This is a genomic window from Microbacterium sp. AG238 (assembly GCF_003610405.1).
Lineage (GTDB): Bacteria > Actinomycetota > Actinomycetes > Actinomycetales > Microbacteriaceae > Microbacterium.
Genome location: NZ_RAQC01000001.1, coordinates 2316443 through 2332180, shown reverse-complemented (window position 1 = coordinate 2332180; position 15738 = coordinate 2316443). Strand labels below are relative to the sequence as shown.

Annotated in this window: 14 protein-coding genes; 7 read left to right on the top strand and 7 right to left on the bottom strand. The window is 71.7% G+C overall.

The window, feature by feature from the left end:
• Positions 1-68: 68 nt before the first annotated feature.
• On the bottom strand, positions 69-1379 hold the full coding sequence (locus DEU36_RS10945; RefSeq protein ID WP_120264167.1) for a hemolysin family protein: 1311 nt from the start codon (positions 1377-1379) through the stop codon (positions 69-71).
• Positions 1380-1569: 190 nt separating this feature from the next.
• A complete protein-coding gene (locus DEU36_RS10940) occupies positions 1570-4086 on the bottom strand; it encodes a DUF11 domain-containing protein (RefSeq protein ID WP_183045351.1) in 2517 nt (838 codons plus the stop codon).
• Positions 4087-4331: 245 nt separating this feature from the next.
• Between DEU36_RS10940 and DEU36_RS10935 the strand changes: the two genes are divergently transcribed.
• Positions 4332-5516 (top strand): MFS transporter, encoded by a 1185-nt coding sequence (locus DEU36_RS10935; protein ID WP_183045350.1) that lies wholly within the window; start codon positions 4332-4334, stop codon positions 5514-5516.
• Here DEU36_RS10935 and DEU36_RS10930 read toward each other — a convergent pair.
• Positions 5423-7765, bottom strand: coding sequence for a helix-turn-helix transcriptional regulator (locus DEU36_RS10930; RefSeq protein ID WP_120264164.1), 2343 nt, complete (start codon positions 7763-7765; stop codon positions 5423-5425). The genes DEU36_RS10935 and DEU36_RS10930 overlap by 94 nt on opposite strands.
• A gap of 93 nt (positions 7766-7858) precedes the next feature.
• Here DEU36_RS10930 and DEU36_RS10925 point away from each other — a divergent pair, with 93 nt between their 5' ends.
• Complete coding sequence (locus DEU36_RS10925; RefSeq protein ID WP_120264163.1) at positions 7859-8734, top strand: hypothetical protein; 876 nt, start codon at positions 7859-7861, stop codon at positions 8732-8734.
• Here the strand turns inward: DEU36_RS10925 and DEU36_RS10920 are convergent.
• Positions 8719-9258 carry a YaeQ family protein gene (locus tag DEU36_RS10920; RefSeq protein WP_120264162.1) on the bottom strand — a complete coding sequence of 180 codons (540 nt, stop codon included), beginning with the start codon at positions 9256-9258 and terminating at the stop codon, positions 8719-8721. The genes DEU36_RS10925 and DEU36_RS10920 overlap by 16 nt on opposite strands.
• 53 nt (positions 9259-9311) lie before the next feature.
• Between DEU36_RS10920 and DEU36_RS10915 the strand changes: the two genes are divergently transcribed.
• Entirely contained in the window at positions 9312-10157 is an 846-nt protein-coding gene (locus DEU36_RS10915) for an NAD(P)-dependent oxidoreductase (RefSeq protein ID WP_120264505.1), read from the top strand.
• A 6-nt stretch (positions 10158-10163) separates the two neighbouring features.
• On the opposite strand, the gene xylB is transcribed toward DEU36_RS10915, so the two are convergent.
• Together xylB and xylA are read right to left on the bottom strand one after the other, a co-directional pair.
• Positions 10164-11480 carry a xylulokinase gene (gene xylB, locus DEU36_RS10910; RefSeq protein WP_183045349.1) on the bottom strand — a complete coding sequence of 439 codons (1317 nt, stop codon included), beginning with the start codon at positions 11478-11480 and terminating at the stop codon, positions 10164-10166.
• Positions 11481-11527: 47 nt separating this feature from the next.
• The gene (gene xylA, locus DEU36_RS10905; protein WP_120264161.1) at positions 11528-12715 is read right to left on the bottom strand and encodes a xylose isomerase; all 1188 of its coding nucleotides are present in this window, start codon (positions 12713-12715) and stop codon (positions 11528-11530) included.
• Between the two features lie 88 nt (positions 12716-12803).
• On the opposite strand from xylA, the gene DEU36_RS10900 reads away from it, so the two are divergent.
• Genes DEU36_RS10900 through DEU36_RS10885 form a run of 4 tightly spaced genes read left to right on the top strand, consistent with a single transcriptional unit; the run spans position 12804 to position 15191 of the window.
• Entirely contained in the window at positions 12804-14033 is a 1230-nt protein-coding gene (locus DEU36_RS10900; protein WP_259455316.1) for an ROK family transcriptional regulator, read from the top strand.
• Between the two features lie 59 nt (positions 14034-14092).
• The gene (locus tag DEU36_RS10895; RefSeq protein WP_120264160.1) at positions 14093-14449 is read left to right on the top strand and encodes a DUF6804 family protein; all 357 of its coding nucleotides are present in this window, start codon (positions 14093-14095) and stop codon (positions 14447-14449) included.
• Entirely contained in the window at positions 14446-14712 is a 267-nt protein-coding gene (locus DEU36_RS10890) for a hypothetical protein (RefSeq protein WP_120264159.1), read from the top strand. The genes DEU36_RS10895 and DEU36_RS10890 overlap by 4 nt, the downstream gene beginning before the upstream one ends.
• A complete protein-coding gene (locus DEU36_RS10885; protein ID WP_120264158.1) occupies positions 14709-15191 on the top strand; it encodes a BLUF domain-containing protein in 483 nt (160 codons plus the stop codon). Before DEU36_RS10890 ends, DEU36_RS10885 begins: the two co-directional genes overlap by 4 nt.
• On the opposite strand, the gene DEU36_RS16340 is transcribed toward DEU36_RS10885, so the two are convergent.
• Positions 15192-15401 carry a DUF3072 domain-containing protein gene (locus DEU36_RS16340; protein ID WP_259455361.1) on the bottom strand — a complete coding sequence of 70 codons (210 nt, stop codon included), beginning with the start codon at positions 15399-15401 and terminating at the stop codon, positions 15192-15194.
• Between the last annotated feature and the right edge of the window lie 337 nt (positions 15402-15738).

Below are 15738 nucleotides of genomic sequence, written 5' to 3'. Positions count from 1 at the left end.
TTTCGATCCTCCGCCGGCAGTCGCCGACGGACATGTCGACCAGACTTCCCGACGCACCGACCGACAGTTTACCCTTCGGCGGGCACCGCCGTCGGCCCGTCCTTCGACGCGCGCGCCACGTGGAGTTCCGCGATACGACGGCGGTCCAGCCGCGTGACCTCGATCGTCGCCCCGTCGACCTCGATGCGGTCGCCGACCCGGGCGAGACGTCCGAGCTGCTCGATCACGAAACCGGCCACGGTGTCGGACGTCCCGCGCGGGATCGAGATGCCGGTGGCCTCCTCGAAGTCCTGCAGGTTCAGCCGCCCGTCGACCGGTCCGCCGTCGCCCGCGAGTGGATGCGGCATCGCCTCGGTGTCGTACTCGTCGACGATCTCGCCCACGACCTCCTCGACGAGATCCTCGAGGGTGACGATTCCGTCGGTGCCGCCGTACTCGTCGACGACGACAGCGATCTGGCTGCCTTCCGCCCGCATCGACGTGAGGGTCGGCAGGAGCCGCGCAGTCGAGGGGAAGTACCGGATCGGCCGCACGATCGATTGGAGCGGCTGCGCGTCGTCCGTGCCCGCGGCATCCAGCACGTCGCGCACGTGCACGAACCCGGCGACGTCGTCGATCGTCTGATCGATGATCGGGTAGCGCGAGTAGGGCAGGTCGCGCACGAGCGCGGCGGCCGCCCCGACGGTCTCCCCGCCGGGCAACGACACCACCTCGGGACGCGGACGCATCACCTCGCTCAGCTGACGGTCGCGCAGCGACAGAACGTCGTCGAGGATGCGCCGCTCGTCCTCGGGAAGCCCCTCGTGACTCGACACGATGTCGCGGAGCTCTTCGTCGCTCAGCTCTTCGCCGGTCTTGTTCGGGTCTCCGCCCAGCATCCGCACGAGCAGGTTCGTCGAGATCGACAGCAGCCAGATCACCGGCCTCATGAGCTTCGCGAAACCGTTGAGCACCGGCGCGACGCCGTACGCGAAGGCGGCGTTGCGCTGAATGGCGAGGCGCTTGGGCACCAGCTCGCCGAGCACGAGCGAGAGGTAGGCGATGATCAGCGTCAGGACGATCGTCGCGACGGTCATCGCGGCGGCATCGGACAGCCCCCACGAGACCAGCACGGGTGCGAGCGAGGGGGCGATCGACGAGGCGCCGTACGCCGCCGAGGCGAAGCCCGCGACCGTGACGCCGATCTGAACGGCCGACAGGAACGTGTTGGGGTTCCGCGCGAGTTCCGCGACCTTCTCGCCGCGCTTGCCGCGGAGCGCGAGGGCGTTGACCTGGCTGTCACGAAGGGTGACGAGCGCCATCTCCGTGGCGGCGAAGACGCCACCGATGAGCACGAAGACGACGACGAGGACGATGTTGAGGAGCAGATCGCCGTTCACCGGCGGAACTCGCTCGCAAGACGGGGCGCACCCGGGGTCACCCGGGCGCCGGGACTATCGGAGTCGGAGGCCTGAGAGGCTCGATGCGTCATCGCACAAAACTAGCGGCACCCGCTCGGGATCCGCTGAATGCTTGACAAACACCGAGGCCCCCACGACGTCGGGTACGTCGCGGGGGCCTCAGTCGTGGTCAGGCGCGCGTCCGGCGGCGCAGCACCACGGCCGCCGCGCCGAGCGCGATCGTCAGTCCACCGAACAGCGCGAGCCGCATCAGCTGCTCGCTGCCCGCTCCGGTCGCGGCGAGCGCACCCACCGCGGTGCGGACGGTGTCGTCATCCGTCACCGGGTCTCCGGTCGGCGGCGTCGCCGTGACGGTCGCGGTGTTGGTCACGCCACCGGCGGCGCGATCGCTTGCGGTCACCGTGTACACGGCGGTCGCGGTCACCGACTCACCGGGCGCGAGCACGTGCTGCACCCCCGGCCAGGCGCCGTACACGATCTCCGACAGTCCGCTCAGCCCGTCTCGCACAGCCACGTCACGGAGCGTGACGTCGCCGGTGTTCGTCACCGTGAAGGTGTAGCGGATGCGGTCGCCGTCGAGCTCACCGCTCTTCGTCAGCGCGATCGCGGGCCCCTGCGGCAGCGGCTGGTCGAACTCGTCCTCGTCGCTCACCGGGTCTCCGGTCGGCGGGGTGCCGGTGACGGATGCCGTATTCTCGACGACTCCCGCGTCGCGGTCGGCCTGCGTCGGCGTGTAGGTCGCGGTGGCCGTCACCGACTCACCCGGGGCGAGCACGCCCGCCTCAGCGGGCCAGGCACCGTAGGAGAGGTCGGAGAGACCCGGCAGCTCGTCGGCGATCGCGACGTCCGTCAAGGTCACGTCACCGATGTTGGTCGCCGTGAAGGTGTAGGTCAGCTCGCCGCCCTCGAGGACGCCGGTCTTGACCAGCGCGATGCCGGGAGTCTGCGCGACCGGCAGCTCGACCTCGTCGTCGTGGGTGACCGGGTCGCCGACGGGCGGGGTGCCTGTCGCGGTCGCGGTGTTCTCGACGACACCCGCGTCGCGGTCGGCCTGCGTCAGCGTGTACGTCGCCGTCGCGGTGACCGACTGGCCCGGGGCCAGCACGCCCTCGGCCTCCGGCCACGCCCCGTAGACGACCGCCGACAGCCCCGGGAGGGCATCGGTGACGGACACGTCGCGAAGCGTGACGTCTCCGGCGTTGCGGACGACGAAGGTGTACGTCGCGACGTCTCCCTCGAGCGCGCCGGTCTTCTCGAGCAGGATGCCGGGTGCCTGCGGCACGGGAACGTCGACGTCGTCCTCGTCGGTCACGGGGTCACCGGTCGGCGGGGTGCCGACCACGGTGGCGGTGTTCTCGACGACACCCGCGTCGCGATCGGCCTGCGTCAGGGCGTAGGTCGCCGTCGCGGTGACCGACTGGCCGGGGGCCAGCACGCCCGAAGCACCGGGCCACGCACCGTACGAGATCTCGGACAGACCCGGCAGGGCATCGGCGATCGACACCTTCGTCAGAGTCACGTCGCCGATGTTGGTCGCGGTGAACGTGTACGCGATCTCATCGCCGTCGAGGGCGCCGCTCTTCTCGAGCGAGATCGCGGGAACCGGGTCGGGGAGTGCGACCAGTGCGGGCGCGTCATCCGACACGGGGTCACCGGCCGGCGGGGTCCCGGTCACGGTCGCGACGTTCTCGATGCTGCCCGCCGCGACATCGGCATCCGTCACCGTGTACGTCGCGGTCGCCGTCACCGACTGGCCGGGGTCGAGCACACCGGGGGCACCGGGCCATGCGCCGAAACGGATCGACGAGAGGCCGGGCTTGGGGTCGGCGAGCGTCACATCGGTGAGCGTCACGCCGCCGTCGTTCGTGATGGTGAAGGCGTAGTCGACGGTGTCTCCCGCGACGCCGCGGTCGCCGGTCGCCAGCACGCCGGTCTTCTCGAGAGAGATCGAGACGCAGTTGGCGTTGACGATGTCGATCAGCGTGCGCTGCAGGGCGGAGAACCCGGCGATGTAGTAGTCGGAGCCCTCCGTCGGCCCGGAGACCTGCCGGATGTGCTCACGGAAATCGGCCAGCGCCTGGCCCGAGAGGTTGTCGCTCACGCCGATCGGGACGATGCGGGTGCCGGTCGCCTTGAGCTCGTTCGCGCTGCGGACCGAAGCGTCCATGACGGCGCGGTCGGTGCTGTTTCCGGGTCCCCGTGCCGGGCTGCCGTACTGGGTCGGGTTGCCGTCGGTGAGGAAGATCAACGCGTCGTAGGCCTCTGGCGACGCGGCGACGGCGGCGACGCCGCGATCCCAGTTCGTGCCGCCCTGAGCGCTCGCCGGACGCTGGATGCCGTTGACGTAGGCGCCGACGGCGTCGACTCCGGCCTCGTCGGCGAGCGACGTCAGGGGCAGCGGGCTGTTCGAGGGGCCGCTGGTGGCGGGAGCGTTGGAAGCGAAGTTGTGTACGGCGAGCTGGAGCGGATAGCCCTCGAGCGCTTGCGCCAGTCCGGCCAGCTCGGAGCGGGTCTGCGCGAGCTGCGTGTCGGTCACCGAATTGGACAAGTCGACGCTGATGGCGATGTTCATCTGGCAGTGCTCGCTCAGCGCGGGGTTCGTCGACGGCGGCACGTCGGACTCGACGGCCTGCGCGCCGACCGCGCCGCCGAGAGCGAGGGCCGACGAGAGGGCTGCCGCGAGCACGCCTCTCGCAACGGTACGGGCGCGACGTCGTCGCGGCGGCGGCGGTGAATCTGGGCGCAGGTGTTTCACGGTCATCCTTCGGGTAAAGGGCACAGCGCTCGGGCAGCGACTGTGAGAGCGCAGCGAATGCGCATCCGCTCGACCCTGGCGGCAACCACCCGTCGCTGACGCGTGAAAACCGGGAACTTCACCTCGCATTTCATCCCGGCTTCGCGCGACCGGTCCTCGCGCACCAGAATGCTCTGGTGCACACCCGGCTCCTCTGGTCGCTGCTGATCGCTGCTCTGGCGTTGAACGCCGTCTACGGCGGCGTCGCGGGAGTACTCGTCCCCGCCCAGATCGCCCGCGCCGACCCCGCCCATAAGGACGCCGTCCTCGCTGTCGTGCTCACCGCGTCGTCATTGCTGACCCTCGTCGTCCATCCGCTGGCGGGTGCAGCGTCGGACCGGACGCGCTCGCGCTGGGGACGGCGGGCACCCTGGATCCTCGCGGGCGCTGCCGGCAGCGCCGCCGTGATGGTGGTGCTGGGCCACGCCGAGTCGGTCTGGGCCGTCGCCGTGGGGTGGCTGGTGCTGCAGCCGCTCCTGAACGTGTTAGAGGCTCCGCTCGACGCGGTGCTGGCCGACCGCGTCGAACCGTCGCGGCGACCCCGGGCGGCGGCCTTCTTCGGCATGGGCGCCGCGGGCGGACTCGCCGCCGGCGCAGCGGGCGCCGGTCTCGGCGTCGCCCATGCGCCGCTGGTGTACATCGCGCTGGCGGCCGGGCTGATGATCGCCGCGGTCTTCTTCGTGGCCGCGAACCCCGACCGCTCCAACGCCCCGAGGGCCGCTCGACTGCCCGTCCGAGAGGCGTGGGCGTCGCGCGACCTCCGGCTCGTCTTCACCGCACGGTTCTTCCTCGTGCTGGGGCATCAGCTGGTGATGGGGTACCTGCTGTACATCGTGATGGACCTCACGGGCGCCTCCGTCGAGGAGGCCGGCCGCACCGCGAGCCTCGTCATCGGCCTGCACATCGTCAGCCTCGTCGGCGGGTCCGTGGCCGGCGCACTCTGGATCCGGCGCCGCGTGCCCTGGGTGGTCGCGGCGAGCGCGGTCCTGGCGGCATCCCTCCTGATCCCTCTCGCCGCGCCCAGCGTCGCCGGTCTCGTGGCGTTCGCCGTCATCGGCGGGGCCGCCCGTGGGGTGTACCTGGCGGCGGATCTGGCCCTCATGATCGACGTCCTGCCGTCGGCCGGCGATTCCGGGCGAGATCTCGGATTGCTGGGGCTCGCGACGATCGTGCCGCAGACGCTCGCGCCGGCGATCGCAGGGCTCGTGCTGTTCGTCGGCTCCGGGTCCTACGGCGTCCTGTTCGTCTTGGCCGCGTCGGCGGCGCTGGCATCGACCGCGGTGATCGCCCGCGTGGGGTCGACACCGGTGAGGAGACCGTAGGCGAGGGCGGCCGCGATCGCCTCCTCGCGCGACGATGCGCCGAGCTTGCGGTACAGCGAGCGACGCTGCGACTTCACGGTGTTGACCGAGACGTGTAAGCGCGCGGCGATCTCCTCGACGCTCGCGGTGTCGACGAGGTGACGGGCGACGACAGCCTCCCGCGCCGTGAGCTGCGGGGCGACCCCCGCGACCGTGATCGGCGCCGGCACGTCGTCGACCTCGCCCGCGAAGAGATCGTGCTCGTCGGCGGGGATGACGAGGAACGGGGTGCGCAGACCGTAGGTGCGAGCGAGCGTGCCCGCACGCTGGGCGAGGGTGCGGGCGTCGACGGCCCGGCCCACCCGGTGGAGCAGGATCGCCTCGAGCGCCGCGGACTCGGTCCGCTGTCGTGGAGTGCGCGCCGCGACGGCGTTGAGGAGCTTCAGCGCACGTTCGTGCTGACGGTCGAAGACCGCGACGCGGGCGGCGGCGAGCATCACCTCGGGGACGTCGGACGGACGCGAGGTGAGCCGGCGCGCCGACACCAGGTCGCCCGCGGCGAGCGCCAGGGCGCTCTCGGTGGCGTCGAGCACGCGCGCGGCCGGCGAACCGGACGCGATCCGTCGTCCACGACGACTGCGCAGCGCGCGCAGCCGCTCGAGACCCTCGTGGGGGCGACCGGCGGAGACGTCGGTCCATGCGCGCACCATGGCGATCGCCGACCAATGCTCGATGGTGTCGATGATCGGCCAGATCGGGGCGATCGCAGCCTCCGCGGCGCCGACGTCGCCGCGTTCGAGCGCGAGTTGACTCTCGGCGATCCACAGCATGCTGCCCTGATACTCGTTGAGGATGTCGTCCGGCCAGGGACGTCCGGTGGCCTGCGCCGCCCAGGTCTGCGCCGCCGGAAGATCGCCTATCTTGGCGTGGACGAGGGCCAGGCCGCCGTACGCGACGAGTTCGACGCTCGGTCGCACGGCCGTCGCGAGCGCCTGTTCGAACTGTTCGACCGCCGCCTCGTCGTCACCCCCGTACAGCAGGCTGATCGCCGCGTGGGCGTGCAGATCGCCGCGAAGCCCCCGCAACTGCTCGAGCTCGGCTGCGGGCAGCTCGTCGAGGACGCGCGCGGCCGCGCGGGCAGCGCGCAGACCGCGGTCGCCGACGCCGGTGAGCCGGCGCGCGACCGACTCGACGACGCGCAGCAGGGCACGGTCGGCCGGTTCGCTCTGGCCCGTCTGGACTCCGAGCAGCGCGACGCCCAGCAGCTCGGCCGCGCGGACCTTGTGTTCCCGGCGGGCATTGAGGATGAGGGCCTGCGCCAGGGCGATAACAGGCCAGCGCCGCAGCTGCAGCAGCGGGATCGGACGCAGCGCCGCGGCGATGCGGGGGCCGTTGCCCCAGAGCAGCTTGAGCCCGTCGCGGCGCAGGGCCGCGTCGACGATGTCGAGGGCGTCCGCAGCGGCGCCCTCCACGAGCGCGCCGAGCCCCGAGCCTTCCTGGAGCAGCGCACGGGCGGCGCGGTGGCGGATCGCGCGCTGCTCGCCCTCGGGAATGGGCGTCGCCGCAAGCGTCGCGGCACGGATCGGCGCCGTGAGCGCGAAGATCAGCGTGCCGTCGTCGGTGCGCCATTCGCCGTGCCCCGCCCGCTCGGCCCGCTCGATGACGGCGTCGTCGCCGCCGAGCTGGGCGGCGAGCGCGGGTGTGAGGAACTCGGGCACCGCCAGGGCGGCGGCCGAGGCCGGCAGCGGATGCGGCGCGAGGCGCGCGAGCACGAGTCGAACCGCATCGGCGTCGACGACGTTCGCCTCGACGACCGCGACGACGGCCGCGGGGAGTCCGCCCGTCACCAGCTGCACGGTGCGGGGATTCAGGTGGGAGTCGCGCGCGGCGACGTAGGCGATCGTCTCGTCGAGCGTGAAGGCGAGATCGCGTACCCATTCCACGTCCCAGGCCAGCGGAACAGCGCGGGCGCTGCGTACGGCGAGCCGAACGACGAGATCGGGCCGGGTGATGCGCAGCTGCCGCACCCGCTCCCAGGCGTCGGGCGCGAGGGCGTCGCCGTCGTCGATGACGAGCGTGCGCGAGACCACGTCGGGGATGCGGCCGTCGCCGGCCCACGTGACGTCGTCACGCTCCTCTGCGAACTGGCGCAGCAGCGTGCTCGCGCCGGCGCCGTCCGGACCGAGCAGAGCGACCAGGGGCGCGGGCGACGCAAGCGCCGAGAGCAGACGTGGGCGGTCCAGGCGCACCGGCGCGCGCAGGGGTGCCATGGTTGGAATGCTAACGGAGCCGCCCCGCCGGAGTCGACGCCGCACGACCGGGCGACCGCCCCCGCGGGTGGCGGGATGTGCCACGATTCAAGGATGGACGAGGGAGTTGCCGCCGAGCTTCGAGCCCTCCGCAACCGCGCCTACGCGCCGGGCGGCGACATCGCCGACGACCCGGTGGCACTGGCACGACTGGCCGAGCTCGAGGAACGCGAACGCGTACGTCGGCTGCCGCAGGCGCACACGCCCGCCTTGGAGCCGGAGCTGCCGCCGATCATCGACACGGTGCCGAACACGTCAGCGGTCCGGTCCGACGAGACGCGGGACGACGAGTCCCAGGGGCACGGGTCCGGGGGTCACGAGTCCGGGAATGGCGCCGCGGACCCGACGGTCCCTCGCGCGCGACGGCCGCGACCCCTGCTCATGTGGGCCGGGTCGCTCGTCGCCGTGGCAGCCCTCGCGGTCGGCGTCACGGCGTTCGCGACGGCGCGCAGCGCCTCGACCGCGACGGCGCTGCCGCCGGACGCGCGCGTCTCGCACGTCACGACGCTGCTGCCGACGGGGGCCGAGTTGCCGGAGTTCTTCGGCGGCTACGACCGGAACCGCGAGGGCCGGTCGTTCGAGCCCTTCCTGGGACTCGCCGTGTTCGAGACCCCCAGCTTCTGGTCGCTCGACGAGAGCGAGTCCGAGTCCTGCGTCATCGTCACGCGGGTCGCCGACGTCGAGTCGTCGACGAGCGACTCCTGGTCGGGATTCATGGACCAGGGCTGCTCCGCCGGCGCGTTCCCCGCTGCCGTCTCCTTCGTCGTTCGCGATGATCAGCCCGAGGATCTCCTCGCCCGCTACCCCATCGGCACCGCGATGCAGCTGGTGCTGACGGATGCCGGCGTCGACGTGTTCGTGTCGGAGGCCCCGACGTCCTCCGCGGCCCCGGAGGCGCCCGACGGCGCCACGGGTCAGCCGGCCGGCTGAGTGATGACGTCGGACTCGGCGGTCACACCGTTGAGCTCGACGTAGAGGTGCCGCTCGGTGACCGAGACCGTCACGGTGTTGCGGCGGTCGAGGGCCGTGACGAGGGTGTCGATGAAGCCCGGCTCGAAGCTGTGCAGGGCGATGTCCGAGACGCGGTGGATCTTCTTCCCCGCCCACGCCGCGACGATCGGTCCGGGGTTGCGCTGCGTGTACACCGCGACGCGGTCGGCCTGCTTGCTGCCGAGGTGCAGCCGTGAGGCATCCGGCGCCCCCACTTCGATCCAGGCGACGATCGATCCGGTCAGGTCGCGGACGAGCACGGCCGGCTCGTCCTTCGCGGCGATGCCCTCGGTGAAATCGATGCCCTCCTCGTACTCGAGGCAGTAGGCGAGCAACCGGGTGAGCATGAAGGCATCCGTCTCGGAGGGATGCCGCGCGAGGCGCAGCGCGAACGACTCGTACACGCCGCGGTCGACGTCTGCGAGCGTCGCATCGAACGTGTGGATCGTCGCCCCGGCAGCCATGAGGAACGAGCCTAGCCGCCCCCGGGTGCACCACCGTGTGCGACGCTGTTCTCATGCGGATCGCACTGACGGGATCATCGGGAAAACTCGGCACGGTCGTCGCTCGTGAGCTCACGGCGGCGGGCCACGAGGTCATCGGCTTCGACGTCGTCGGCACGCGCGGGCCCGCGTTCGTGCAGATCGACCTGACCGACTACGGCCAGGTCGTCGACGCTTTCGGCTCGGTGGGCGACCGCCACGACGGCGTCGACGCGATCGTGCACCTCGGCGCGGTCCCGGCCCCCGGTATCCGTCCCGACATCGCGACCTTCCACAACAACATGGCCGCGACCTTCAACGTCTTCCACGCCGCGACACGACTCGGCATCGACCGGATCGTGTACGCCTCGAGCGAGACGGTGCAGGGACTGCCGTTCGACGTTCCGCCGCCGTACATCCCCGTCGACGAGGAGTACCCCGCGCGCCCCGAGTCGGTGTACTCGCTCGTGAAGCACCTCGAGGAGCAGCTCGCGATCGAGCTCGTGCGCTGGCACCCGGGCCTGTCGATCACGGCGCTGCGGTTCTCGAACGTCATGGTTCCCGAGGACTACGCCGAGTTCCCCTCCTTCGACGCCGACCCGGTGCGCCGCAAGTGGAACGTGTGGAGCTACATCGACGCACGCGACGGCGCCCAGGCCGTGATGCGTGCACTCGAGAACGCGCCGGCGGGATTCGACCGGTTCCTCATCGCAGCCGCCGACACCGTCATGTCACGCCCGAACGCGGAGCTCGTGTCCGAGGTCTTCCCCGACGTCGAGGTCCGCGGCGAGCTCGGCACGAACCGGTCGCTCTTCTCGACGGAGAAGGCGCGGCGGCTCCTGGGGTACGAGCCGAAGCACTCCTGGCGCGACCACGTCTGAGGCGGTCTAGCCGGCATCCGCCGCGACGACGCGGCGGGCCTGCTCGGCCGCGCCGAGCGCGACGTATTCGCCCGGGGCGGGAACCTCGACGTCGAGACCGAAGACCGCGGGAGCGATCTGCTGCACGGCCGCCGACCGCGCTCCCCCGCCGACCAGGAGCACCCGGCGCAGCGGTACCCCCTGATCGCGCAGGGCGTCGAGCCCGGCGCCGAGCCCGGACAGCATCCCCTCCACCGCGGCGCGGGCGAGGTTCTCGCGGGTGGTGGAGGCCAGCGTCATCCCGCTCAGCACAGCCGTCGCGTCCGGCAGGTTCGGGGTGCGCTCACCCTCGAAGTACGGCACGAGGGTCAGCCCGCCCGCACCGGGATCGGCCGACAGCGCCAGCTGCGACAGCCCGTCGTGGTCGACCCCGAGCAACGCCGCGACCACGTCGAGCACGCGTGCCGCGTTGAGCGTGCACACGAGCGGCAGATGGTGACCGTCTGCCGAGGCGAAGCCCGCGACGGTTCCGGTCGCATCGATCGCGGGCGTGTCGCTCACTGCGAAGACGGTGCCGGACGTGCCGATCGAGACGACGACGTCGCCGAGGCCCGCGCCGACGCCGAGAGCGGATGCCGCATTGTCGCCGGCACCCGCGGCGACCCGCCGGCCAGCCCTGTCCTCGACCCATTCGTCGGCGGCGAGCACCCGCGGCACGACGACGTCGTGTCCGAGGGCCGACACGAGAAGCTCGCGGTCGTATTCACCCGTGACGGCGCTCCAGTACCCGGTTCCCGACGCGTCGGAACGGTCGGTGACGAGCTCGCCGAGAACCGCGGCCCCGGCTGAGCCGTCGGCGGCGGGGCCGAAACCGCGCAGCCGCCAGGTCAGCCAGTCGTGCGGCAGCGCCACCGCCGCCGTGCGCCCAGCGTTCTGCGGCTCGTGGTCGCGCAGCCATCGCAGCTTGCTGATCGTGAACGAGGCGACCGGGACGAGCCCGGTGCGTTCGGCGAGGCGCTCGGCGCCGAACTCGGCCACGAGATCGGATGCCGCCTGCGCCGACCTCGTGTCGTTCCACAGCAGGGCGTCGCGCACGACCGCCCCCTGCTCGTCGAGCGCGACGAGACCGTGCTGCTGACCGCCGATCGACCACGCCGCGACGTCGGACATCCCGCCCGCGAGCTCGACGGCAGCCTGCAGCGCAGCCCACCAGGCTTCGGGGTCGACGCTCGTGCCGTCCGGGTGGGGCGCACGCCCCTCCCGGACGACCCGACCGGTGTCGGCGTCGACGATCACGACCTTGCACGATTGGGTCGACGAGTCGACACCCATGACCAGCGTCATGCCGGCATCCTTCTCTCTCGCGTTGCGGGGCTCGTCGCGCTCAGGCGTCAGCGCGCACCGAGCAGGTGCTCGGTCGCGAGCTGCTGCAGACGGACGAACCCGAAGCCCTTGCCGCCGAGGTAGGCGTCGGTGTCGAAGTCCTCGTAGGCCGAGCGGTCGGCGACGAAGTCGTCGTAGCTCTCCCCCTCGCCGAACGTCGGCTGCGCCAGCTCGGGAACGCGGGCGGCCTCGAGCGCCTCCTGGACCTCGGGGTCGGCGCGGAACGCCGCGGCCCGCTCCTTGAGCAGCAGGTAGGTGCGCATGTTCGCGGCAGCGGAGTCCCAGACGCCGGTCTCGTCTTCGGTGCGGCTCGGCTTGTAGTCGAAGTGACGGGGTCCGTCGTACGCCGGGCCGCCGTTCGGGCCGCCGTTCTCGAGGAGGTCCACGAGGGCGAACGCGTTGTGCAGGTCACCGTGACCGAACACGAGGTCCTGGTCGTACTTGATGCCGCGCTGACCGTTGAGATCGATGTGGAAGAGCTTGCCGTGGTACAGGGCCTGCGCGATGCCGGCCGCGAAGTTCAGCCCCGCCATCTGCTCGTGCCCGACCTCGGGGTTCAGCCCGACGAGTTCAGGACGCTCGAGCGACTCGATGAAGGCGAGCGCGTGACCGACGGTCGGCAGCAGGATGTCGCCGCGCGGCTCGTTCGGCTTCGGCTCGATCGCGAAGCGCAGGTTGTAGCCCTTCTCGACGACGTAGTCGCCGAGGAAGTTGACGGCCTCGCGGTAGCGCTCGAGCGCCTGGCGGACGTCCTTCGCGGAGTCGTATTCTGCCCCCTCGCGGCCGCCCCACATGACGAAGGTCTCGGCGCCGAGCTCGGCGCCGAGGTCGATCTGCCGCAGCACCTTGCGGATGGCGAAGCGGCGGACCGCACGGTCGTTCGAGGTGAAGCCGCCGTCCTTGAAGACGGGAGCGCTGAAGAGGTTGGTGGTGACCATGGGAACGGTCAGACCGGTGTCGGCGAGCGCGCCCTTGAGGCGATCGATCTGCGTCTGCCGCTCGCTGTCGCTGGATCCGAACGCGAACAGGTCGTCGTCGTGGAACGTCAGTCCTGCGGCCCCGAGCTCGGCGAGCTTCTCGACCGCGTGGACGACGTCGAGGGGCGGACGGGTCGGGCCGCCGAACGGGTCGGTGCCGTTGTAGCCGATGGTCCAGAGGCCGAACGTGAACTTGTCGGCCGGGGTCGGGGTGCGCATGCGTGCTCCTTCGCTTCGATTGCTGCGGGCTCAGCGTAAGTCGATTTGTCTATTACGTCAACAAACTGGATTCTCGTAGGCTGATCCCGTGAGTGTCGCGCCGGGAACCGCCGAACTCGTCCGGCGCGTGAATCTCGCTCGGATGCTCGTCGTCGTGCACCGGGACGGGCCGATCTCGCGCGCCGCGCTGACTGCCGAACTCGGCCTCAACCGCTCGACCATCGGCGCGCTGACGGCAGAGCTCGCGCGCCTGGGGCTCGTCACCGAGACCGCCGGCGCCCCCGAGGGGCGCATCGGTCGCCCCTCTCCGGTCATCACCGCACGCGCCGATGTCGTCGCCGTCGCCGTGAACCCGGAGGTCGACGCCGTGACGCTCGCCGCCGTCGGCCTCGACCGCCGTGTGCACGCCCGCCGCCGCGCGCTCACGACGGCCCTCATCACGCCGCAGGAGCTCGCGTCGCTCATCGCGGAGACCATCGAGGACTGGCGAGCGGGCCCGCTCGCGGCGACGACGGTCATCGGTGTCGGCGTAGCCGTCCCGGGCTTGGTCGAGCCCGCAGCCGGTCTCGTCGTGCACGCCCCGCACCTGCGTTGGACGAACGCTCCGCTCGCCGAGCTCGTGACGGCAGCCACGGGCACGCCCACGACGGTCGGCAATGACGCGTCGTACGGCGCGCACGCCGAGTACCTCTTCGGCGCTGCCCGCGGCGTCGCCGATGTGATCTACCTCAACGGCGGGGCGAGCGGCATCGGCGGCGGGCTCGTCGTCGGGGGCGCACTCGTCGGCGGCGCGCGCGGCCTGGCCGGCGAGTTCGGGCACAACCCCGCGATATTCGAGGATGCCGCAGACCGCCGTTCCGGCGAGCACGCCGCTCTGGAGGACGAAGTGAGCCGGCACCGCCTGATCGCTTCGCTCGGACTTCCCGGCGCAGACGACGCCGAGCTGCGCGCCGCTGTCCACGGGGCCGCGAACCCCGCTGCTCGCGCCGAGCTGCGCCGGCAGCGCCGCATCCTGGCTTCGGCGGTCGCGAGCGCCGTCAACGTCCTCGACCCCGCGGTGGTGGTGCTCGGCGGTTTCCTCGCTCCCCTCGTCGAAAGCGACGTGGACGAGTTCGCCGAGGCCGTCGCTCGGCAGACCATCTCGGCCGCCTGCCCGCTCGTACGCACCGCCGAGCTGGGCGACGACCGGCTCCTCGTCGGCGCTGCCGAGACGGCGTTCGCCGACCTCCTCGCCGATCCGGTGCCCGTCATGACCGGGTCGGGCGCGCCGATGACCGATTCAGCGGCCGCGTCAAGCGCGACCTCTGCCACGCGCTGAACTCGTACGATCGAACAGGCGCGCAGCGTCGCGCCGTCCGCCCCGAGAGAAACGTCCGCATGGCATCCAGATCCACCCGACCTGCCGACCCGCCGCAGCGTCAGCGCAACGCGCTCGCACCCGGCATCCTCGGAGCCGCCGCCCTCATCGCCGGCATCCCGCTCATCGGCGGGGAGTTCGCGATCGTGATCTCATTCGTCGTCGCGATCCTCGCGCTCATCATCGCGTGGTTCGCGATCCAGGCGCGGCAGTGGTGGTGGGCTCTTCCGATGGCGGCGGTCGCGGTGGTCTGGAACCCCGTGTACCCCTTCTCGCTCGACCAGCCGGTCTGGATGGCGGCGCATGTCGTCGGGGCCGCGACGTTCATCGCCGCCGGTGCCCTCGTGTGGGTTCCCCGCGCGCAGGCCGCCCGATGATCCCCGGTGGCGCGGCGGGTGCGCCCGGCAACGGCATCGTCTGGGCGCGCGTCGAGGACGGCTTCCACGTGGGCAGCCGCACCGGTGAGTTCGTGGGATACATCGACCGGCAGGCCGACGGCCGGTATCTTGCGTACGACTCCCGGTCGTCTCGCGTCGGGGCGTTCACCGATCTGACCACCGCCATGCGCACGCTCGCCCTCGGCGCGACCCCCGACATCCCCGACGAAGCGCCGCCGATCGAACTCCGGGAGATCCGATGACCTCGACGCCCGCCGACCTGCTCTCGGTCCTCTATACGAGCAACGCCCGGGCCCCGTTCGGCGACGACGAGCTGGCGGCTCTGCTCGAGCAGAGCCGCGCGTCGAACGCGGATCGAGACCTGACGGGGATGCTGCTGTACCGCGGCGGTCGATTCGTCCAGGTGCTCGAGGGCCCCGAGCAGACCGTGCGCGACCTCCTCGCGACCATCCGCGAGGATTCGCGCCACTCCGGCATGCGTGTCCTCATCGAGCAGCCCATCGCCCACCGCGAGTTCCGCGAGTGGACGATGGGCTATCAGCCGATCGCCGAGACGACGGGCGACGCTCCGGCGGGGTTCCGCGACACCTTCGACGACCTCGAGAGCGCCGGCGACCCGAGCGCGACGCTGCGGGCGGCTCGTGAGCTGAGCCTGTGGTTCCGCGTGCGCTCGGCTCGGCCGCAGCACGGCACCGACGCCGCACCCGACGCAGGCGCCTGATTACTCGCCGCGCCCGGTCGCGTCCTGCAGACGGTCGATCTGCTCCGACGCCTCCGCCTTGGTGAGATTGCCGGGAAGCTCTTCGCCGGCCTCGCGTGCGAGGGTGTCGAGATAGCTCCGCTGCGGGCCGGTCATGGGCTCATCACCCGTGACCCAGTTCTCGGGGTCCTTGACCGGCGACCCCTGGCCCGCGCCCTCGGTCCCGCCCAGGGTGTCCGCCGCGGGCTCGGACGCTGCGGGCGGAGTCGGCGCGGAGGGCTCACCCGGCGCGGGCGTCGTCGGCTCCGTGGGCACGGGAACGGTGGGCTCGGCGGGTGCGGGGAAGGTGGGCTCGGCGGGTGTGGGGATGCTCTGATCGCTCATGGCTCGACGCTATGCCGACTGCGCCGATAAGCCGAGGCACTTGCGCGCCGCGCGAAAACCGCACAACGAGACACCCGGCCCGGGAGCGCCGTTCGGGCAGCGTCCCCGTGGCCGGGTGTTCTTCGATCGTCGGCGACGCACCGCAAGGAATCCGCAACGCGTGCACCGCGCAACCTCAAGGAAT

Coding starts and splice junctions, on each gene's coding strand:
- DEU36_RS10930 (WP_120264164.1), bottom strand. CDS start 7,765: ATGGCACCCCTGCGCGCGCCGGTGCGCCTGGACCGCCCACGTCTGCTC.
- DEU36_RS10925 (WP_120264163.1), top strand. CDS start 7,859: ATGGACGAGGGAGTTGCCGCCGAGCTTCGAGCCCTCCGCAACCGCGCC.
- DEU36_RS10920 (WP_120264162.1), bottom strand. CDS start 9,258: ATGGCTGCCGGGGCGACGATCCACACGTTCGATGCGACGCTCGCAGAC.
- DEU36_RS10915 (WP_120264505.1), top strand. CDS start 9,312: ATGCGGATCGCACTGACGGGATCATCGGGAAAACTCGGCACGGTCGTC.
- xylB (WP_183045349.1), bottom strand. CDS start 11,480: ATGACGCTGGTCATGGGTGTCGACTCGTCGACCCAATCGTGCAAGGTC.
- xylA (WP_120264161.1), bottom strand. CDS start 12,715: ATGCGCACCCCGACCCCGGCCGACAAGTTCACGTTCGGCCTCTGGACC.
- DEU36_RS10895 (WP_120264160.1), top strand. CDS start 14,093: ATGGCATCCAGATCCACCCGACCTGCCGACCCGCCGCAGCGTCAGCGC.
- DEU36_RS10890 (WP_120264159.1), top strand. CDS start 14,446: ATGATCCCCGGTGGCGCGGCGGGTGCGCCCGGCAACGGCATCGTCTGG.
- DEU36_RS10885 (WP_120264158.1), top strand. CDS start 14,709: ATGACCTCGACGCCCGCCGACCTGCTCTCGGTCCTCTATACGAGCAAC.